Consider the following 21,329-nt stretch of genomic DNA (forward strand, 5'->3'; position numbering starts at 1 on the left):
GTCGCGGTGGCGCGTCCATTACTCTCAGCGAGGTGAGCAGTATCCAGGTCGCCGATCAGACCTTTCTCGCCGCGCCGCCCGCCGCGATCGCCGAGGTGCTCGGCGCCCCGAACAATTGGCGCCGCTGGTGGCCCGACCTGCACCTCGACGTGCGGGAGGACCGGGGCGACAAGGGCATCCGCTGGACGGTCGCGGGCCCGCTGACCGGCACCATGGAGGTGTGGCTCGAGGCCGTCGCCGACGGCGCGATCCTGCACTACTTCCTGCACGCCGAGCCCACCGCGAGCAAGCCGCTCACGCCGCGGGCGCTGGCCGCCGCCAACCGCGCGCGGCGGGTCGCGGGCAAGGACATGTCGTTCGAACTGAAGGCACGGCTGGAAGCGGGCCGCCCCGCGGGCGTCGCACCCGCCTCGGCGCTGTAACGAAAGGAATCCATGGCCCCCGACCGGACCAAGAGATCGATCGTCATCGAGGCGCCGTCGCAGCAGGTGATGGCCGTAATCGCCGATCTGGAGTCCTACCCGGAATGGGTGGCCGCGGCGAAATCGGTCGAGGTGCTCGGCACCGATGCGGCGGGCCGGGCCGCGACCGCGCGCTTCGTGCTCGACGCGGGCGTCGTCAAGGACACCTACACCCTCAGCTACACCTGGCGAGCCGACGGCAAGGCGGTGAGCTGGCACCTGCTCGAGGGGGACCTGCAGAAAGCCCAGGACGGCAGCTACGAGCTGCTCGACCGTCCCGACGGCAGCACCGAGGTGACCTACGAGCTCACCGTCGACTTGACCATCCCGATGATCGGCATGTTCAAGCGCAAGGCCGAGAAGGTGATCACCGATACGGCGCTGAACGAACTGAAGAAGCGGGTCGAGGGCTGAGCGCCCCGGGCATCACCCGCGTCGAACTGTTCGTCGGCAAGGGCGGGGTCGGGAAGACGACGCTGGCCTGCGCGACGGGCATGTCCTACGCGCGCGCCGGTGAGCGGGTACTCATCGCCTCGCTCGACCAGGCGCATTCCCTCGGCGACGCGCTGGGTTTCCGTTTCCCGCACGACCCGGGCACGGTGGCCGGGGTCGCCCGGGTTGCGCCGGGTATCGAGGTGATCGAGATCGATTCCCTCGCCCTGCTCGAGGACCGGTTCCGCGATGTGGTGCGGATGATGGACAAGGGCAGCGGCCACGATCACGGCATCGACCTGGCCGCACTCGATCCCGCCGAGCTCACCGGGCTGCCCGGGGTGCAGGAACTGCTGATGCTGGTGGAGATCGGGCAGTTCGCCGAGGAGAACGACTGGGATGTCATCGTGGTCGACTGTCCGCCCTCGGCCGACATGCTGCGGATCGTCACCGCCCCCGACACCCTGCTCAACTACCTGGAACGGCTCTGGCCCAAGCACGCTCGCACGATGAGCGCGATCGGCACCGACCTGCGCAAAGCGGTACTCGCCGCGGCCGTGGAGCGGGTGGTGAACGCCGTGACCCAGGTCCGTGACCTGCTCGCCGACCGCGCCCGCACCAGTGCCCGCCTGATCACCGGACCGGAGCAGGTCGCGGTGGCCGAGGCGCGGCGGGTGCGTTCGGCCGCCGCACTGCTCGGCTTGCGGTTGGACGCGGTGGTGGTGAACAAGGTGCTCGCACCCGTCCCGCCGCCCGGCGAGAACGCGCACCCGGCGGTGCACTGGTATCTGAATCGGCGCGCCGAACAGCTCGAGGTGGTCGCGCGGTTGCACGAGCAGCTCACCGATGTCCCGATCATCGTCGCCAAGCACGCCGGGGCCGAACCGGTGGGGCTGAGCGCGCTGTCCGCGTTCTCCTATTCGGTCGACACGCTGCCCCGCCCGTCGCTCGGGGCTGCGGAATCGGGGGAACCGATGGTTCGATGGGAGTCGGGCTCCGGCGTCGACTCCGTGTACGCGATGCGGATGCGGCTGCCGGTGGTCGATCCCGGCACCTTGCGGCTGGGCCGAGTGGAGGACGATCTGATCGTGGGAGCTGACGGGGTGCGCACCAGGGTGCGCCTCGCGCCGGTGCTTCGCCGCTGCACGGTGGCGGGCGCCGAGCTCGACGACGGTCATCTCGTTGTCCGGTTCCGGCCCGATCCGCAGGTGTGGCCCGCCGATCCGAACTACACGAAGGCCAGGCGCACATGAGCAGTGACAGGCAGTCCGATCGCCACCACGACGGTTTCGCCGAGTTCGCCGAGGAGCTGCGCCTGCTCGCCGAGGTGCTGCTCGCCCGCGTCGAACCGGTGCTGCGCCGCACCGCCGCCGACGGCGCGGCCGACCTCGGCGGCTGCGCCTGGTGCCCGGTGTGCGCGGCCGCGGCCCTGGTCCGCGGCGACCACCACGACGTCGTCGCCGCCCTCGCCGAACACGGCACCTCGATGGTGACGGTCCTGCGTGAAGCCCTCGCCGGCGTCCCCGTCGAACCGGTCCTGCCCCCGGAATGGGCAGATCACGCCGCGGGCCACCCCGGTCACACGCGCGAGAATGCCACGGGAGCACAGCGATACCAGCCGACCGACGAAGCGCCCGGGGCGCATCCGACGAGCGGTGCCGGTGCCACACACGGCGATCAGCGGAACCCGCACGCGCCGGGCGGCCCGGGCCCGCGTGGCGATCGACCCGCCTCGCCGCGGTCGGACAGGCCCGCCGCGCCCAAGGATTCCCCTCGGGCCACCGGTCTCGGTGAACAGCCGACCCCCCGTCCACGCCGGGTCGACGAATTCAGCGCACGCACCCCGCACATCACCCCGGAACCGCCGGACGAAACCGCGTCGGGCACAGGGCGGTTCACCGCAGGCTCCGGCACACGTCCGGCACACGGCGAGGAGCGGCCCGCGGGTGCCCGCGCGCCACGCTCGCGTTATGTCGATATTCCGGTCACGATCCGGGGATGAGCCAGGCGAGTACCCACCCACTGACCGTCGGGGTCGACGTGGGCGGCACGAATATCCGCGCCTCCGTGGTCGACGCCGACGGTGAGGTGCTCGACACCGTGCAGGCACCGACACCGCATTCGGCCCGCGCGCTCGAGGCCGCCATCGACCGATCCGTGCGCGAACTGGCCCGCAGACATCCCGTCGCGGCGGTCGGGCTCGCGGTGGCCGGGTTCATCTCCGCCGACCGCACCACCGTCCGGTTCGCCCCGCACCTGCCCTGGCAGGACGCGCCCGTGGCCCAGCGGCTCACCACCCGCCTGGAACTGCCGGTGATCCTCGAGCACGACGCCAATGCGGCGGGCTGGGCCGAGTACCGCTTCGGCGCGGCAGCAGGAGGGCACACCGTCGTCCTCGTGGCGATCGGCACCGGCATCGGCGCGGCCCTGCTCATCGACGGCCGGCTCTACCGCGGCAGCCACGGCGTCGCACCCGAACTCGGCCACCTGCAGGTGGTCCCCGACGGCCGCGCCTGCGCGTGCGGCAAACGCGGCTGCTGGGAGCGCTATTGCAGCGGAACCGCGCTGGCCGACACCGCGATCGAAATGCTCGCCACCGACCCCGTGCGTTCGGTGCTCGCGCGCGATGTGATCCGCGATCCTGGTTCGCTCACCGGCCGGCGGGTGGCCGGTGCCGCCCAGGACGGTGACCCGCTCGCGGTGCGGGTGATGTCGGACTTCGCGCGCTGGCTCGGGCTCGGCCTCGCCTTCGTCAGCGACATCTTCGACCCCGACCTCGTGGTGATCGCCGGTGGGGTGAGCAGTTCGGCCCCGCTGTTCCTCGACGAGGCCCGCGAGCATTACGCGAGCGCCGTCACCGGCTCGGGTCATCGCCCCCTCGTGCGGTTGCGCACGACCCAGCTCGGCGAGGCGGCGGGCATGATCGGGGCCGCCGAATTGGCCCGGGCGGCGATTGGAACGCCACTGGCGGGTACTACCGGGAGATGAGGGTCACACCCATGCCCGTCGGCTACCGTCCTGGTTGGTTGTGACCTGCGACCAGCGGTAAAGTCGGTTTCCGACGAGGCTGCACACGACCATCCCGGTCCCCGGGGAAAGGACGCCATGTTCTACTGGCTGCTCAAGTTCGTACTCGTGGGACCGTTCATGCACCTGTACAACCGACCCGTTGTGGAAGGTGTGGAGAACATCCCGACCGACGGGCCGGCCATCATGGCGGGTAACCACCTCTCCTTCGCCGACTGGTTGTTCGCGCCGCTGCTGAGCCCGCGCCGCATCAACTACCTGGCCAAGGCGGAGTACTTCACCACCCCCGGTTTCAAGGGCCGGCTGCAGAAGTTCTTCTTCTCGGGCACCGGCCAGTACCCGATCGACCGCAGCGGCGCCACCGCCGCCGAGGACGCGCTCAACGCGGCCAAGAAGCTGCTCGACGAAGGCCGCCTGGTCGGGCTGTACCCGGAGGGCACCCGTTCCCCCGACGGCCGCCTCTACAAGGGCAAGACCGGCATGGCTCGGCTCGCGCTCGAGACCGGTGTCCCGGTGATCCCGGTCGCGGTGATCGGCACCGACAAGGTGTCCCCGCCCGGACCGTTCAAGTGGCGTCGTCACCGGGTCACGCTGAAGTTCGGTGCGCCGCTGGACTTCTCGCGTTACGAGGGCATGAGCGGCAACCGTTTCGTCGAGCGCGCCGTCACCGACGAGGTGATGTACGAGCTGATGCGCCTGACCGGTCAGGAATACGTCGACGTGTACGCCCACAGCCTCAAGAAGGGTGTGAAGCCCACCGATCACCAGATCGAGGCCACCCGCATCCCCGACCGCGCCGCCAGCTGACGCCGATCCTCCTGTGCCGCAGGCCGGCTCGGCACCGCCGCGCCTGATAAGCATCTCGTAAGGGCCGTCGGCCAGACTGGTCGCATGTTCAAGCAAATGCTGGCCGCGGCCGGTGTCGGCGGCGCCGAGGTCGACACCGAATTGTTCACTCCCGGTGTGCAGCCGGGTGGTCTCGTCGAGGGTGTCATCCGGTTGCGCGGCGGGCGTGTCGACCAGACGGTCGGGCAGGTGGCCGTCGAGTTCATCACCCGTGTCGAGCGCGAATACTCCGACGGTGAGGAGCGCGTCGCCGATCAGGCGTTCGGCCGCGTAGCCGTCACCGGGCCGTTCACGCTCGGCGCCGGCCGGACCGCCGAATTCCGTTTCGCCGCACCAGTTCCGCTGGAAACCCCGATCACCTTCTTCGACGGCCACCACCTGCCCGGCGCGGCGGTGGCCCTGCGCACCGTGGTCGATCTGCACGGTGCGGTCGATTCCACCGATACCGATCCGATCGGCATCGGCGCGCTGCCCGCTCAGCACGTGGTGCTCGACGCGGTGCGGCGCATGGGTTTTCCGCTGCTGCGCACCGATGTGGAGGCGGGCCGGATCAACCGCACACCGCAGCGGCTGCCGTTCTATCAGGAACTCGAATTCGGCCGCTCCCCGCATTTCCCCCGGGTGAACCAGCTCGAGGTCACCTTCGTCGCCGCCGAACAGGGCATGGCGGTGGTCTGGAAGCCGATATCCAGGGCGGTTTGCTCCGTGGAACCCGCGACGGGATCGGGATGTTCTGGGTCGATTACGCCCAGCTGGCACACCAGGATTGGACCCGGGAGATCCACCAGAGCCTGCACCGGCTCGGCGCCCTCGGCTGATCCCGCCTGCACCAGCCGCAGGAATTGCGGGACGTCCAGGCTTCATCCGCGGCCCACGTCTGGTTGGGGGGACGCTGCTGCGCCCGGTTGGTAACGTGTGCCGGAAATGTAGGCCGACGGGTGCGGATGGCGTCGACGGGGAGGTGGGAGATGGCCGCAGACGAGTCCGACGGCCGTGTCGTGCGTTTCCCCCGCCGCAAACCCGCAAGCGAAGGCACCCCGCCGACCGGCCGGATCGCCCGCGGCACCCGGCTGGCCGCGGTGCCCGTCGCCTACGCGGGCAGGCGCGTCGCGGGCATCGGCAGGCGGGTGGCGGGCCGTGATCCGGCCACCGTGGAACGCGAGATCCGCACCCGCACAGCCGAACACCTCTTCCAGGTCCTGGGCGAACTCAAAGGCTGCGTGGCCAAACTGGGTCAGCTGCTCGGCTTGTTGGAACTGGGACTGCCCTCCGATCTCGCCGAGCCGTATCGCCAAGCCCTCGCGCGCCTGCACGATTCGGCGCCCGCCATGCTGCCCACGGCCGTACACACCGAACTCGCCGACCATCTGGGCCCGCACTGGCGTTCGCTGTTCCTGGAATTCGACGACCGCGCCGCGGCGGCCGCGTCGGTGGGTCAGGTGCACCGGGCGCGCTGGCACGACGGCACACCGGTGGCGGTGAAGGTCATGTACCCCGGTGCGCGCCGGGCGGTGCTGGCGGATCTGAGCGTCCTGCGCCGTGCCACTCCCCTGTTCACCGCCTTGCTGCCGGGTGCCGAGACCCGGCCGGTGATCGAGGCACTGTGCGAGGAGATCGGCGCCGAACTCGACTATGCCCGCGAAGCCGCCAACCTCGAGCACTTCCGCACCGCCCTGCGCCACGACCCGGACGTGGTGGTCGGCCGGGTGATCGCGCAGCGCGGTGACGTGCTGGTCACCGAGTGGCTCGACGGAATCCCGCTGTCACGCTTGATCACTCGTGCCGACCCGGCCGAACTCGACCGCCTGGGCGTACTCATCCTGCGCTTCCTGTTCTCCGCGCCCGCGCGCGCCTCGCTCATCTACGGCGACCCGCACCCCGGCAACTTCCTGCGCATGCCCGACGGGCGGCTCGGAGTGGTCGACTTCGGCGCGTGCACGCCCTGGACGCCCGCGTTCCTCACCGTCGCCGGTGACGTGGGCGCCGCTGTCGTCGCCGAATCGGTGGCCGACCTCGAAACCGCCCTGCGCCGCCACGGTTATGTCGCCCCCGGCGGCGATCTCGACATCGCGACCGTCGCCGAACGTCTGCGTCCCGTACGCGAGGCGCTCATGTCCCCCACCTACCCGCTGTCGGCGGACTGGTTGCGCGAGCAGGTCCGCTTGGCCACCGATCTGAGCCTGTCGAACATCCTGCGCCAACTCACCATGCCGCCCGCCGACACGCCGTTACTGCGGTCGTTCCTCGGCGGCGTCGCCATCCTGTGCCAATTACAGACGGCCGTCCCGCTCCGTGCGGAATGCACCCGCTGGTACCCCGAAACCGCTGCCGCCGTCGGTCTTTGATCGCTGAACAGTCCTTTTCGCCCAGGTGGACGTGCGTCTTTCCGTCCGGCAGCGTTCACCGGCTGTTGCCGTACACACGACCGGCCGTTCGATTCGTCCGGGCACGGTGCAGGACATGGTCGACTTCGCGATGTCCCGGCGTACGCTGCTGCGCGCCTCCGCTCTCGGTCTGCTCACCGGCCCCGCGCTGGCCGCCTGCGGTGACGGACCCGGATTGGTACGGGCCAGGCCGACCCTCACCCACGGCATCGCGGTCGGCGACCCGCGTAGCGACGGCGCGCTGATCTGGGCCCGCTCGGATCGTCCCGCCACGCTGGTCGTCGAAACGGCGGCCACCGAGAAGTTCAACGACGTACGACGTTTCACCGGCCCGCTGCTCACTCCCGCCTCCGACGGCACCGGTCGCGTGCGGGTGAACGGCCTGCCCGCCGGTCGGCTCGTGCACTACCGGGTGCGGCTGGAAGGCGAGGACGGCGCGAACTCGGAAACGCTGAGCGGCGTGTTCCGCACCGCACCGACCGCGCCCGCCGATCTCTCGCTGGTGTGGTCCGGCGACGTGGCGGGTCAGGGGTTCGGCATCAACCCCGAAGTCGGCGGCATGAAGGTCTTCGCGACCATGGCCGCACGCGAGCCGCACCTGTTCCTGCATTCCGGTGACGTCATCTACGCCGACAACGCGCTGAAGGAATCGGTGACGCTGCCCGACGGCCGAGTGTGGCGCAATATCACCGCCGACGCCAAGAACCAGCCCGCCGAGACTCTCGACCAGTTCCGGGGCAACTACGCCTACAACCTCACCGACGAGAACTACCGTCGCTTCAACGCCTCGGTCGCCCAGATCGTGCAGTGGGACGACCACGAGACCACCAACAACTGGTCGCCCGGCGGCACGGTCGCCGCCGACAAGGGCTACACCGAGCGCGACATGGACACCCTCGCCACCCGGTCCTGGCAGGCGTTCCACGAGTGGATGCCGCTCGAACCGCGCGAAGCCGTCGACGGGCGGCTCTACCGCAAGATCTCCTACGGCCCGCTGCTCGACGTGTTCGTCCTCGACATGCGCGCCTACAAAGACGCCAACACCGCCAACACCGGACCCGGGGGCCAGGTGCTGGGCGCAGCCCAGACGGCATGGCTCATCGATGGTTTGAAGCAGTCCACGGCGACCTGGAAGATCGTCGCCGCCGATCTGCCGATCGGCGTGGTTGTCCCCGACGGCAAGACCGCGTTCGAAGGCGTCGCCAATGCCGCGCCGGGCGCACCGTCGGGCCGCGAATCCGAGATCGCCCGGGTGCTGTCGGCGATCAAGGCGAACAAGGTGCGCGACGTCGTCTGGCTCACCGCCGACGTGCACTACACCGCCGCACACCACTACTCGCCCGCGCGCGCGAACTTCACCGACTTCGACGAGTTCTGGGAGTTCGTCTCCGGCCCACTCAACGCGGGTGCTTTCGGCCCCAACCCGCTCGACCCGACCTTCGGACCCGAGGCCGTTTTCGTGCACGCGCCCCCGGCGCCGAACGCCTCGCCGCTCGATCTCGAGTACCAGCATTTCGGCGAGGTCCGCATCGACGGTGGCACCGGCGAATTGACGGTCGACCTGTGCGACGCGACCGGGAAAGTCCTGTTCAGCAAGCAACTTCCGCCGTCGGGGAAATAGGTGGGAACTACCCGTCGCCAGAATCGCCGCGCTGTGGTTAGCTATGCGGTCATGGGCACGCCGCATACCGTCACCTCTGAAGAATATCTCCCCACCGACACTGCGGATGTCGTTCGCACCGTGCGTGATTCGCGTGATCGAGCCGAACGTCTGACGGTACGTGGCGGCGAACCGACCGAAGAGTCCGCGTTCGGGCTGGCCGATCAGCGCGCCGTGCTGTCGTTGCGCAAGATGAACTCGGTCCTCGACATCAATCTCGGTCGCCGCACGGTGCGGGTGCAGGCCGGCGCGAAGCTGTCGGAGATCGACCGGCGCCTCGGCGCGCACGGCCTCGGCCTGCCCGTGGTCGGCGACCACCGCGACATCACCGCGGGCGGTTTCGCCTCCGTCGGTGGCGTGAGCACCGCCTCGCACCGCTACGGCATGTTCATCGATCAGATCGTCGATCTCGAGTACGTCGACCCCGACGGGCGGATCGGCACCTGCGGGCGCGGCCACCACACCGAACGGTTCCAGCGCATCCTCGGCGCGGGCGGGCGCGCGGGGATCATCACCGCCCTCACCCTCGATGTGGTCGAGGTCGACAAGGACCACACCTGGCTCACCACCGACGCCGACCGCTTCCTCGACTTCGATTCCTTCGTTGAGCACGCGACCGCCGAGATCACCAACCCCGGCAGCGCGGCGCTGCAGGTGGGACGCTGGGTCGACACCGCGCCGCTGAAGGTCACCCGCCCTGTCGGCACCGGACAGGTCACCCTCGGCGCGGTCCGGTTCGGGCAGTGGTCGAGCCTGTACCCCACCGCTCCCACCCGTGGCCTGCGCGCGCGGCGCGAGGTCGGCACCCGCACCCGTAAGTCGTTGGGCGCCATCGCCTCGGCGGCGGGCGGACGAGCCGGTATGCCGGTGCGCAACGCGGCGGCGGGCGCGCTGATGTTCGCGCCGAAGGTGCTCACCATGCGCGATGCCGAGTACCTGGCCGACACCGTCATCAACTCCTCCGAGCGCGGCCCCGCCTACCGGGTGGGTGTGTTCGCACCGCTGGCCAACTACGGTTCGGTGTTCTATGGTCTGCACGACCTGTTCTCCGAGCACCGCGAACGCTCCGGATGCTTCACCGTCATCTCCGCGATGACCTACGGTGTGCGTTCGCCGTACCTGCGGGCCGAGGCCGCCGCCCGCGGCCTGACCCCCGCCGACTACGGCCTCATCACCTTCACCTGTCGGCTGCGTCCGTCGGCCCTGCCCTCAGAGCAGCTCCGGGAGATCGTCGCGGGTATCGACGACATCTGCCGTTCGGAGCAGGCGCTGCGCTACAGCGTCTGACACCTCCGCGCGTTGCCGCATCAGAACGCGGTTCTGGTGGTGTGCACGAACGGTTGGCGCACACCGGGCGGTGAGCGTGTCGGCGCGTCGTGCGGTGCGGTACGCGGCGGGTGGCACGCCGTATTCGGCCCGGAATGCGCGGGAGAGCTGGTCGGCGGTGCGGAATCCGCAGGTCTCCGCGATCGCGCGGATACTGCGTGAGCTTTCGCCGAGCGCGGTCGCCGCGGCGACCAGTCTGCGGGTACGGATGAGTCCGGCGACGGACAGGCCCTGCAGCTCGAAGGCGCGGAACAGCGTCCTTCTGCTCACGTGCAGTCGTCGCGCCACCGCGTCGGGGTTCATGGCCGGGTCGGTGAAACCGCGGTCGATCACGTCGATCGCGCGGCGGCGCAGCATCTCTTCGGTCGATATCTGGATCGCGGCCCCGGCCAGGTCACGTTCCAGCAGCGCGACCACGGCCGAACGGAAGACGATCTCGTCGATCCGGGCGGCGATGCCCAGATGCGCGGGACTCGTTGCGCCACAGGCGAGATCGCGCGCGAACAGCAGTGCCGACACCGCGGCACCGGACAGCGCCCACACCTGACCGCCCGCCGCGGCGTGCTCCAGACCCCAGGCGGTCAGCGCACCCGTCGACACGTACAGGTGCAGCACGTCGACGGCGCACGCCTCACCCCGCGACAGCACCGACCGGAACGGCGAGTCCAGGCAGACCGCGAACGCCTGCCCCGACGCCGCGACGGAGCGAACGCCCCGTTGTTCGAGGGCGACCCGGCCATCGATCACCAGGCTCAACTGCAGGTACTGGCCGTAATGATCATGGGCGGCGCCACCGTCGCGCTCGGCGGTGATTCCCGAGGTGCGCAGCCGGGCGATGAGCACCGAGCCCGTGCTCAAAGTCCAGAGGGTGGCGGTGAAGTCCTCGTCGGCGCGCACGCGGCACCCGAAGGCCACGCGGTTCAGGTCCCGCGGCCCGCGCAGGGCGATCCCCCCGCCGCCGCCGCGGCCTGCCGTGTCGAGCAGGCACGCGAATTCCCGGTGCGGGGGTTCGCCCATCGATTGCCCAGAATCAGACAAACCAGACGAGACGGGCTCCGCATCGCCGGTTCGGCCGGACGGATGGCCCGCCCGGCGTCCACCGGGCGCATCTCGCCCATCGTGTTGCCGCTCATCGGTTTCGCGCACACCCGCATAGATCCGCATACCCCACCTCCGCGCCTGTCCCCGATAGCTCGACTGTGCCGACAACTCACAAGCTGCGAAAACACAAGCATAACAGGGGAACTCGCTACTTCTCGAGGGCTTTCGCCGCATTCGGACCGCGAGCGGCCGAGCCCAATTTTCCGTGCCATCTTCACCAGAAAACCGTGCCAAACCCGATCGCCCGGGAGCGCCGCCCCGAGTTCGGCAACCCCGCCGCGGCCTGGCGATTAGGTGTCACGAGCACGTCGCGACCCGCGTTCGAGGCGTTAACTGGACCATTGCACCGACTGATCGGCGCGGTCTAACTTCGAGATCGCCCGCTTCCCTTGCGATTTCGCCGCGGGATTCCACAGTTCGTGTCCCTCCCCTTACTCACGAGGTGGTGTCAGCAATGACTTCAGTGGTATCCGAAATTCTCGACCGCAAGTTCGACGTGTGCTTCGGCCACGGCGACCAGAACGGCGACGGGGTGATGGAACGGGCGGACGTGATCGCCCTGGCGGCTCGCATCATCGCCTATCTCGACGCGCCGTTCGACTCCCCCAAGGCCCAGGCGCTGCTCGTCGCCTTCCAGAACTTCTGGGAGAACGTGTCGACCGAGTTCGATACCAACGGCGACGGCCTGATCAGCAAGACCGAATGGCGCGAAGGCCTGCGCAAGTTCGCCGCCAATGGCGACGTGTACCGCGAGGGCTTCCGTCCGCTCGCCGAGGCCCTGTTCGCGCTGTGCGACGCCGACGGCAACGGCAAGGTCTCCCCCGAGGAGTTCTTCCAGTACCAGCGTGCCTTCGGAACCTCGCCCGAGAACAGCCGGCTGGCTTTCGAGCGGCTCGACCGCGACGGCAGCGGTTCGCTGTCGGTCGAAGAACTGCTCGATGCGTGGCACGAGTACTACACCAGCCCCGATCCGCAGGCGCCCGGCAACTGGCTCTACGGAGACATCGGCCCGCTGGCCTGATCGTCGGCGGCACAGGCTCTTTCGCGCCGGCCGGGACACCTTCCGGTCGGCGCCCGGCTCGGGAGGACGCATGACACGACACACACCGGTGGCGGTGATCGGCATGGGTTGCCGGTTCGCCGGGGGCATCGACTCCCCGTCGGCGTATTGGCGGCTCATCACCGGCGGCGGCACCGTCGTCGGCGAGCAGCCACCGGGACGCCTGCCGGACAATCGTGACGTGCCCGCAGTTCGGCGGGCGCTGCGTCCCGGCGCCTATTTCGACGACATCGCGGGATTCGACGCTGCGTTCTTCGGTATTCCGGCCGCCGAGGCCGAGCACATGGACCCCCAGCACCGGCTTGCACTCGAAGTCGCCTGGGAAGCCGTGCAGCACAGCGGAATCGACCCGACCACGTTGACGGGGACAGATACCGCGGTGTACGCCGGGATCGGCTCCGACGATTACGGGCGCAGACTGCTCGGCGACCCGTCGACCGTCACCGCGTGGACCGGTATCGGTGCCGCGCTGTGCGGTGCGGCGAATCGCATCTCGCACACGCTCGACCTGCGCGGCCCGAGTGTGGCCGTCGATACCGCCTGCTCATCGTCGCTGGTCGCGGTGCATCAGGCGATGTCGGCGCTGCGCGACGGTTCCGTTCCGCTCGCGCTCGCCGGTGGCGTGATGCTGATGGGCGATGCCGCGCTGTCGGTCACGCTTGCCGAGGCCGGTGTGCTCGCGGACGACGGGGTGTCCAAGTCGTTCGACGACGCCGCGGACGGATATGGTCGCGGTGAGGGGTGTGCCTTCGTCGTCCTGGAGCGGCTCGACGACGCGCTCGCCGCCGGGCGACGCGTGCTCGCGGTACTACGCGGCGGCGCGATCCGTCAGGACGGGCGAACCAGCGGCATCATGACGCCGAGCGGTCCCGCCCAGCGTCATCTGGCCAGGGCCGCGTGCGCGGACGCCGGAGTGGCACCGGGGTCGGTCGACTATGTCGAGGCGCACGGGACGGGGACCAGGGCAGGCGATCCGGCCGAGGCGGCCGCGCTGGCCGAGGTGTTCGGCACCGGGCGTCCGTCGGGGAAACCGTGCCTCATCGGTTCCGTCAAACCGAACATCGGCCACCTCGAAGCCGCCGCGGGCATCGCCGGTCTGGTCAAAGTCGTTCTCGCACTGCATCATCGGACCATCCCGCCCACGCGGACCACGAGCGGACCTCGATCCGATATCGACTGGCACCGCAACGGAATCGCCCTGTCCACCGCCACCCTCGACTGGCCGTCGACCGAGCACCCGGCACGCGCGGGTGTGGCGAGTTACGGCTACGGCGGCACACTGTGTCACCTCATCGTCGATGCCGCGCCGTCCGTGTCGCCTGCGACGACTTCCCCTCGTGCCGAACACCTCTGTGCTGTCAGCGCGGCCTCGGCCGAGGGACTGCGCGACGAACTGCGGGCGCTGGCCACCGCCGTGCGATCGAATCCCGATATCGATGCGGCCGACGTGTGCTTCACCCGGGCCCGGCATCGCAGTCATCTCCCGTACCGGGTGGCGGTGCGCGCCGCGGATACCGCCGAACTCCTCGCAGGCCTCGACGCCGCCGTCACGGCCGAGCACGACCGCTCGACACCGCCGCACGATCCAGTGTGGGTGTTCTCCGGGCACGGATCACAGTGGGCGGGAATGGGTACCGAGCTGATCGACGCGGACCCGGCTTTCGCAGCCGCCGTAGCCGAGGTGTCACCGGTGTTCCGTAGCGAATGGGGGTGCAGCGCCGAAGATCTGCTGCGCCAGGGAGACCTCTCCCACACCCCGACGGCACAGTGCGCGATCTTCCTGACGCAGCTGGGGCTCGCGGCGATGTGGCGGGCGCACGGGGTGCGGCCGGCTGCGGTCCTCGGCCATTCGGTCGGCGAGATCGCGGCGGCCGTCGTCGCGGGCGTGCTCGATCCGGCGGCCGGTGCGCGCCTGGTCTGCGTGCGATCCCGGTTGCTCGAATCGGCCACCGGCCGGGGTGCCATGATCATGGTGACACGTGCTTTCGACGAAGTGGCAGCCGAACTGGCCGGCTACGACGATGTGTGTGCGGCCGTTCGGTCGTCGTTCGGCAGCACGGTGGTCTCCGGCACCCGCCGCGCGGTCGACGCGCTGGCCGACGAATGGGCCGCACGCGGAATCCCGATCCGCCGGGTCGAATCCGACCTCGCCTTCCACACCCCTTCGCTGGCCCCGATCGCCGAGCGGCTCACGCGCGAACTCACCGATCTCGAGCCTCGCCCGGCCCGGATACCGCTGTACACAACCGCCCTCACCGATCCACGCGATCCACGGCCTCGCGACGCCGCGTATTGGGCGGCGAATCTGGCCGCACCGGTGCGCTTCGCCGACGCCGTCGCCGCTGCCGGGGCCGACGGGCACCGCACCTTCCTCGAGATCTCGGCCCATCCGGTCGTCGCCCATTCCCTCGCCGAGATCGACGAGACCTTCCGGGCTGTTCCGACCCTGCGCAGACAACGTCCCCAGCTCGCCGCCTTCCACGCCGCGACCGGGGAGCTGTATCGCCTCGGCACCCGGATCGACTGGGCGGCCATATATCCCGAAGGCACACTGGTCGACCTGCCGACCACCCGCTGGCAGCACCGGCACTTCTGGCGGCGCACAAACGACGTGGCCACCGCGACCACCTGCCACGACCCGTCCTCCGCCACCCTGCTCGGCGGCGAGCCGACTGTCGTCGACACCACACCGCCGGTCCGCGTCTGGCACACCTACCTGGACCGAACCGTCCGACCCTATCCGGGTGACCACCCGGTGTGCGGCAGCGAGATCGTGCCCGCCGCGATCCTGCTGCACACGTTCGCCGCGGCGGTGCCCGGCCGGCGGCTCTACGACATCGCCCTTCGGGTACCGGTCACCGTGGAGCCGCCACGACGCATCCAGGTCACCGCTTCGGCGGGCAGGCTCACCCTGTCCTCCCGGACCGACGGCGCGTGGCAAACCCACACCACGGCCCACTACCGGCGCGCGACGGGCCGGACCCGACGATCTCCCGTGCTGTGGTACCGCGGCGAGCACCTGCCCGCCGACTTCGTCATCGACCGGCTCGCCGCGCTTGGCGTGACATCGATGGGTTTGCACTGGCAGATCATCGAGGCCGAGCGCAACGACCAGGGTTTGTCCGCCCGCGTGAAAAGCACTGCCGCCGCGCCTGATTCGTGGGCGACATTTCTGGATGCGGCCCTGTCGGCGGCGTCGGTGGTCTTCCCCGGGGCACCTGTGCTCCGCATGCCCGCTCACATCACCGAGTGCCGCTTCCCCTCGGGACCGCCACCGGCGGAAGTGGTGCTCACCGTCACCGTCCGGGCGGGACAGCGGGTCGATGCCGATCTGTCCGACCCCGACGGCAGATCGCTTGCCTGCCTGACAGGAGTTCGCTACGCCGAGCCGGATACCGTCGCCGAGTCGCCTGCCGCCACTCTTGATCTGTGCTGGCGGATCTCCGAGCCGGATCCCGGCACCACCACGGTCCCCGGCGTCACAGTCACCGGAGACGATCCGACACTGAGACAAGCCTTTTCAGGCCGCGATGGTGCCGAGATCATGGTCTACGCGCCGAGGCCGCGAACACATGAATCCGTCGAGGAGTCGGTGCGGCGAATGGTCACCGAACTGTTCGAGACCGCACGGACCCGGCGCGGACCGTGGTGGTGCGTCACGCGCGGGGCAGCCACAGCCGTCACTCCCGCCGACCTCGCGCAGACCGCGCTGTGGGGCGCGGGCCGGGCTCTGCTCGCCGAATACCCGGACAGTTTCGCCGGGGTCGTCGACCTACCCGCCCGCGCGACCGCCGACGACCTGGCCGCGCTGCGCGGGCACCTGCGCACACCACCGGGTTCCGGCGAAGACATCGCCGCCGTCATCGATGGCCATGTGCACCATCTGCGCGCGGTACCGGTCCCGTCGAACTCCGGCACATCGGGTGTGCGCTGCGATCCGGCAGCGTCCTACGCGGTCCTCGGGGCCTCGGGCGCCCTGGGTGCGATCACCGCCCAGTGGTTGGTCCAGCGCGGCGCCCGCCGGCTGATTCTCGTGAGCAGGCGGGCGGCGCCACGGCGGTCGAACCGCCTGCAACGTTCTTTGGAAGCTCACGGGGTCACCGTGCGAACCGTGGCCGCCGACCTCGCCGACCGGCCCGCGCTCGCCGCCGCCCTCGACACCGACGCCCACGGTCTGCCACCGCTGCGCGGCGTGGTCCATGCGGCAGGCACCGTGGCGAACGTGCCGGTCACGGACCTGCGGCCCGACCTCGTCGAGCAGGGATTGGCCGCCAAGGTAGCCGGAACCCTCGCTCTCGGTGCGCTGTTCGCGCCCGGCGATCTCGACTTCCTGATTCTGTTCTCCTCGGCGGGCCAACTGCTCCACCTGCCGGGTCAACCGGTCTACAGCGCGGCCAACGCCTTCGTCGACGGCTTCGCCCGCCATCGCCGCGCCCTCGGCGACAGCGGTTGCCGGGCCATCGCCTGGACCAGCTGGCGTGGGCTCGGCATGTCGACGTCCTCGACGGCGATCACCGCCGAACTCGCCGTCCACGGCACCGCCGACATCTCGCCGGAGCAGGCGTTGCGCGCCCTCGACGGCCCGATCACGGCAGGCGGCGCGAATGTCGCTGTGCTGCGCGTGGTCCCGCACCCGGCCCACCCACCGCTGCTGGCAGACCTCGCCCCGGCCCCCGCCCGCAGTCCGGGTGCCGGGTGGACAGCGCTCGACCCGGCCGATCTGCCGGCCGCGCTCGTCACCCTGCTGCGATCGTCCGTGGCGACCCTGCTCGGCGTATCCCCTGCGGAGGTTCCGCTCGGAATCGCCCTGACAGAGCTGGGTTTCGACTCGCTGCTCTCGGCGATCCTGCGTCGCGAACTGACCGTGCAACTCGGACACCAGATTCCGGCCACGCTGCTGTGGCATCACCCCACGATCGACGCCGCCGCCGGGGCGCTCGCCGACCTGCTCTCGAGGAGCCATCGATGACCGCGACTCCCGTTACCACCACCGCCGACCTGCGCACCTTCGCCGAGGACGCCGCCACCTACTTCGACCGGTCACGCATCGCCATGCACACCATGGATCCCACCGAGCTGACCGCGCTCCAACTGGACGCGCTACGCCTGCGCTTCGACGAATTGCGGCCACGCATACCGGTTCTCGACGCGCTCGCCACCGAACAGCACATCGACGGTATCGACACCATCGACGACGCGGCACCCCTGCTGTTCCCCCACACGGTCTACAAGGCGTACCCGACACGCCTGCTCGTCGACAACCGCTTCGACCGGATGAACACGTGGATGTCGCGCCTCACCACCGTCGACCTGACCGGCCTCGACGTCGCGGGATGCACCTCGATCGACGACTGGCTCGCGACGGTGGACGAGCGAACCGAACTGCGCCTGGCACATTCGTCGGGCACCACCGGAACCATGTCGTTCATCCCGCACTCCCAGATCCAGTACGACCGGTTGTACCGCATCGTGCGCCTGGACGTGCTCCCCGACGACGACCACACCGGCATCGACGTGGTGTGGCCGAGTTTCCGGACCGGCCGCAGCGGCATCGCCCGGCACGCGACCGCCATGGCCGAACAGATCGCGTTGACGCCCGAACGCATGCACTGCCTGCACCCGGGACTACTCTCCGCCGATGTCATGTTCCTGGCGGGCAGGCTCCGGGCAGCCGCCGCCCGCGGCGAAGCGGGCCGCGTGGAGGTGCCGCCCGCGCTCGCGCTGCGACGGGCCGAGTTCACCGAGGCGCTGCGCGCCACCGGACCGGGAATGACCGCGTTCGTGCGGCGCCTCGCCGACGATCTGGCCGGTTCCCGGGTAGCTGCCCTGTCGACCTGGGATGTGCTGTCCGGCATGGCCGACAGCGCGACCGAACAGGGACTCACCGGTGTCTTCGCGCCGGACTCGGTGATCTTCGCCGGTGGCGGGTCCAAAGCCGGTGCGCTGCCACAGGATTGGGCCGAACGCACCGCCCGGTTCGCGGGCGTGCCCGCCCTGCGATTCGTCTACGCCATGGTCGAGGTGATGTCGCTGAACCTGCAGTGCGGTGCCGGTGGCTATCACCTCGAACCGTGGCTCGTGCTGTACCTGCTCGACCCGGAAACGGGTGCGGTCCTGCCGCGCACCGGAACAAGGACCGGCCGCGTCGCCCTCTACGACCTGACCGCGGACCTGAACTGGGGCGGCATCGTCACCGGAGACCTGGTGACAGTGGACTGGGAACCGTGCGTCTGCGGTCGGACCACCCCGCGGATCGGCGCGGCCATCAGCCGCTTCGCCGGTCCCGGTGGGGACGACAAGATCACCTGCGCCGCCACCGCAGAAGCGCTCGACGAGGCGCTGACCTTCCTCAACGGGGAGCTCTGATGACGGGGACACCGTCGGCTCCCGCGTTCGTGCGCGGGCGAACCGTGCACGACGACGGCCCCGAATTCGGCGCCGGGAGCGCAGCCTTCCGGGCACCCGACGCACACCGCCTGCTTCCCGGCCTGGTCTGCCCCGGCCCAACGAGCATGCGCGACATCCACGAACTCCCGACCGCCGACATCATCGACTTCCTCGACGAGGTCGGACAGCGGCTACACCCCGACGAGAACCCCTACCTGCGGGAAGCCCTCGGCAATCTCGTCGGGTGCTCCGGGCTCACCGAGCCGGTGCTTCGCTCCACCTACGCTCAGCTGGCCGGACTGTTCGCCCGCGAGACCACCCTCGACCTGGCCGAGAACACCATCGGCATCCGGTATCTCGACGGCTGGGCCGAATGGGGCCCGGCGCGGGTGCGGGCCTTCGGGGCGAGGACCGTGCACGTCATCGCGGGCAACAACCCGATCATCGCCGCGATCACCCTGGTGCGCAACGCCCTCACCCGGGGCGACGCGGTGGTGAAACTGCCTGCCAACGACCCCTACACCGCCGTCGCGCTCGCGCGGACGATGGCCGAGGTCGATCCGGCGCATCCGCTGGTGCGCCACCTGGCAGTCGCCTATTGGCGCGGCGGGGACGAGCGGTTCGAAAATGAGCTCTACCGGCCGACTCATGTCGAAAAGCTCATCGCCTGGGGCGGATTCGCGGCCCTCCGGCACCTCACCCGCTATCAGCAGCCGGGGCTGGAACTGGTCACCCTCGATCCGAAGCTCAGCGCGACGGTCATCGGGCCCGAGGCGTTCACCGACGACGACGCCCTGCACGAGACCGCGGCACTCGCCGCCGCCGATGTCGGCCTGCTCAATCAGGACGCGTGCTTCAACGCCCGGGTCGTCTACGTCTGCACCGGCACGGACACGGCGGGCATCGCACAAGCGGTGCGGTGGGGCGAACTGCTCCACGAACAGATCCAGGCCCTGCCTCCGGCGGTCAGTACGGCCGGTACCCGATTCGACCCCGGGCTGCGTCGCGATATCGCCGCCCTGCGCACCAGCCCGGCCTTCTTCCGCGTCTTCGGCGGAACGAACGACGAAGGCGCGGTGCTGGTCTCGCTGTCCGACGAGCCGGTCGACTTCCACGTCTCGCTCAGCGGTCGGGTGGCCAATGTCGTCCCGATCGATCATCCGGAACGAGCACTGGAGGCGATGAACGCCTACACCCAGACCGTCGGGGTATGGCCGGAATCGCTCAAACGCACCCTGCGTGACCTGGCGCCACACGCGGGCGCGCAGCGGTTGGTCTCACTCGGTTTCGCCACGCACTTCCGCTCCGACACCCCGCAGGACGGGATCGAACCGATGCGCCGACTGGTCAAATGGGTCGTCGACGAGACCTACGACCCCCACCGCATCCACCCCTTCTCCCAGCTCGCCCCGGCTGTGGAAGCGGTGCCGCGATGACCACATTGCTTCCCGAGTCCGAATTCGCCCGTCTGGCCCAGCGATTCGATCATCACGATCCGGCCTTCACCCCCGATGTGGCGATCGAGGTGCATCGGACGATCCGCGAACAGAGCCGGGTCACCTACTCCCCCGCCTACGGCGGGATGTGGTTGCTCGCCCGCTACGACGACGTGGCCGCGGCCCTCACCGACCACGAGACCTACAGTTCGGCCGCAGGGGTCTTCTTCCCGAAAGCCGACGGCACGCCACGCTTCGCGCCGCTGGAGTACGACCCGCCGGAGCACGGCAACTACCGGTCGCTGATGCGCCCACCGTTCCTGCTCGCGGCCGCACAGAGACTGCGGCCACGCATCGAGGCCACGGTGTCCGAACTGATCCGGCCGGCGGCCCGGCGCGGGTCCGCCGATCTGGTGGGTGAACTGGCGGTCCCGCTACCGCTGGCGGTGGTCGGCATGGCCGTCGGCTTCTCCCCCGACGCACAGCGGCGCATCCGCGATCTCACCGCCAACACCTGGGACCGGATGGCGGCCGACCCCAACGCCGACGGGTTCTGGCCGCCGTTCGCCGCACTCTTCCGGCAGGAGATCGCCAGGGCGAGAAACGAACCCGGTGACGACTACCTCTCCACTCTGGTCCGTGCGGAGTTCGACGGCAGGCCCGTCACCGACGACGAACTTCATGTGATGCTGGTGGCGTTCGCCATCGCGGGCCACGAAACATCGATGAACACCCTCGCACACCTGCTCTGGCAGCTGGCCCGGCGACCCGATCTGCAGGACCGGTTGCGGGCCGATCCCACCCTCATCCCGGCCGCGGTCGAGGAAACATTGCGACTGTGGGCGCCGGTCGACCACGGCACCCGGCGCACGACCACCGAGGTCGTCATCGGCGACAGCGTGATTCCCGAGGGTGCGCGGGTGGTACTGCTCACCGGCGCCGCCAACCGCGACCCACGCCGGTTCGACGACCCCGACACCTTCCGGCTCGATCGCGGTCCGATCCGGCACCTCACCTTCGGCCACGGCATCCACTTCTGCCTCGGCGCACACGTCGCCCGGCAGGAATTCGCCTTGGTCCTAGCCGAACTCGCCAGGTATCCGAATTACCACCTGGCGGGCACACCGACCCGCTACTTCGAGAACGGCAGACATATCTGCCTGGATTCACTTCCGGTCATATTCGATCATCCGACGAAGGACGTCTGAG

The 21,329-nt window shown here is 69.8% G+C and carries 16 protein-coding genes; 15 read left to right on the forward strand and 1 reads right to left on the reverse strand.

Going from position 1 to position 21,329, the window contains the following annotated elements; all coding sequences use genetic code 11:
* The first annotated feature begins 32 nt into the window (after positions 1 to 32).
* From AB0I35_RS22050 to AB0I35_RS22095, 10 genes are all read left to right on the forward strand, one after another.
* Positions 33 to 422, forward strand: coding sequence for a polyketide cyclase / dehydrase and lipid transport (locus AB0I35_RS22050; protein WP_067642979.1), 390 nt, complete (start codon positions 33 to 35; stop codon positions 420 to 422).
* 12 nt (positions 423 to 434) lie between these two features.
* On the forward strand, positions 435 to 875 hold the full coding sequence (locus AB0I35_RS22055) for an SRPBCC family protein (RefSeq protein ID WP_357398027.1): 441 nt from the start codon (positions 435 to 437) through the stop codon (positions 873 to 875).
* 26 nt (positions 876 to 901) lie between these two features.
* Entirely contained in the window at positions 902 to 2,146 is a 1,245-nt protein-coding gene (locus AB0I35_RS22060; RefSeq protein WP_357398130.1) for an ArsA family ATPase, read from the forward strand.
* Entirely contained in the window at positions 2,143 to 2,895 is a 753-nt protein-coding gene (locus AB0I35_RS22065; RefSeq protein WP_357398028.1) for a hypothetical protein, read from the forward strand. The genes AB0I35_RS22060 and AB0I35_RS22065 overlap by 4 nt, the downstream gene beginning before the upstream one ends.
* Positions 2,892 to 3,881: an ROK family protein gene (locus tag AB0I35_RS22070; protein ID WP_357398029.1), complete on the forward strand. Its 990-nt coding sequence runs from the start codon at positions 2,892 to 2,894 to the stop codon at positions 3,879 to 3,881. Before AB0I35_RS22065 ends, AB0I35_RS22070 begins: the two co-directional genes overlap by 4 nt.
* Positions 3,882 to 3,998: 117 nt before the next feature.
* Positions 3,999 to 4,727: a lysophospholipid acyltransferase family protein gene (locus AB0I35_RS22075; protein WP_067495956.1), complete on the forward strand. Its 729-nt coding sequence runs from the start codon at positions 3,999 to 4,001 to the stop codon at positions 4,725 to 4,727.
* 84 nt (positions 4,728 to 4,811) lie between these two features.
* Complete coding sequence (locus AB0I35_RS22080) at positions 4,812 to 5,678, forward strand: sporulation protein (protein ID WP_357398031.1); 867 nt, start codon at positions 4,812 to 4,814, stop codon at positions 5,676 to 5,678.
* Positions 5,679 to 5,734: 56 nt separating this feature from the next.
* Positions 5,735 to 7,111 carry an AarF/ABC1/UbiB kinase family protein gene (locus AB0I35_RS22085; protein WP_357398032.1) on the forward strand — a complete coding sequence of 459 codons (1,377 nt, stop codon included), beginning with the start codon at positions 5,735 to 5,737 and terminating at the stop codon, positions 7,109 to 7,111.
* Between the two features lie 115 nt (positions 7,112 to 7,226).
* A complete protein-coding gene (locus AB0I35_RS22090; protein WP_357398034.1) occupies positions 7,227 to 8,771 on the forward strand; it encodes an alkaline phosphatase D family protein in 1,545 nt (514 codons plus the stop codon).
* A gap of 51 nt (positions 8,772 to 8,822) precedes the next feature.
* Entirely contained in the window at positions 8,823 to 10,097 is a 1,275-nt protein-coding gene (locus AB0I35_RS22095; RefSeq protein ID WP_357398036.1) for an FAD-binding oxidoreductase, read from the forward strand.
* Here AB0I35_RS22095 and AB0I35_RS22100 read toward each other — a convergent pair.
* Positions 10,020 to 11,153 carry an AraC family transcriptional regulator gene (locus tag AB0I35_RS22100; protein ID WP_357398037.1) on the reverse strand — a complete coding sequence of 378 codons (1,134 nt, stop codon included), beginning with the start codon at positions 11,151 to 11,153 and terminating at the stop codon, positions 10,020 to 10,022. The genes AB0I35_RS22095 and AB0I35_RS22100 overlap by 78 nt on opposite strands.
* A gap of 538 nt (positions 11,154 to 11,691) precedes the next feature.
* Here AB0I35_RS22100 and AB0I35_RS22105 point away from each other — a divergent pair.
* The 5 genes from AB0I35_RS22105 (at position 11,692) to AB0I35_RS22125 (ending at position 21,328) form a co-directional block, all read left to right on the forward strand.
* A complete protein-coding gene (locus AB0I35_RS22105; RefSeq protein WP_357398039.1) occupies positions 11,692 to 12,258 on the forward strand; it encodes an EF-hand domain-containing protein in 567 nt (188 codons plus the stop codon).
* Positions 12,259 to 12,328: 70 nt separating this feature from the next.
* Positions 12,329 to 17,266, forward strand: a complete 4,938-nt coding sequence (locus AB0I35_RS22110) for an SDR family NAD(P)-dependent oxidoreductase (protein ID WP_357398040.1) — start codon at positions 12,329 to 12,331, stop codon at positions 17,264 to 17,266.
* Complete coding sequence (locus tag AB0I35_RS22115; protein WP_357398042.1) at positions 17,263 to 18,663, forward strand: hypothetical protein; 1,401 nt, start codon at positions 17,263 to 17,265, stop codon at positions 18,661 to 18,663. The genes AB0I35_RS22110 and AB0I35_RS22115 overlap by 4 nt, the downstream gene beginning before the upstream one ends.
* Entirely contained in the window at positions 18,663 to 20,120 is a 1,458-nt protein-coding gene (locus tag AB0I35_RS22120; RefSeq protein WP_357398043.1) for an acyl-CoA reductase, read from the forward strand. Before AB0I35_RS22115 ends, AB0I35_RS22120 begins: the two co-directional genes overlap by 1 nt.
* On the forward strand, positions 20,117 to 21,328 hold the full coding sequence (locus AB0I35_RS22125; RefSeq protein ID WP_357398044.1) for a cytochrome P450: 1,212 nt from the start codon (positions 20,117 to 20,119) through the stop codon (positions 21,326 to 21,328). The genes AB0I35_RS22120 and AB0I35_RS22125 overlap by 4 nt, the downstream gene beginning before the upstream one ends.
* The last annotated feature ends 1 nt before the right edge of the window (position 21,329 follow it).

The sequence above is a fragment of the Nocardia sp. NPDC050378 genome, from assembly GCF_040655675.1.
Classification (GTDB): Bacteria; Actinomycetota; Actinomycetes; order Mycobacteriales; family Mycobacteriaceae; genus Nocardia; species Nocardia coubleae.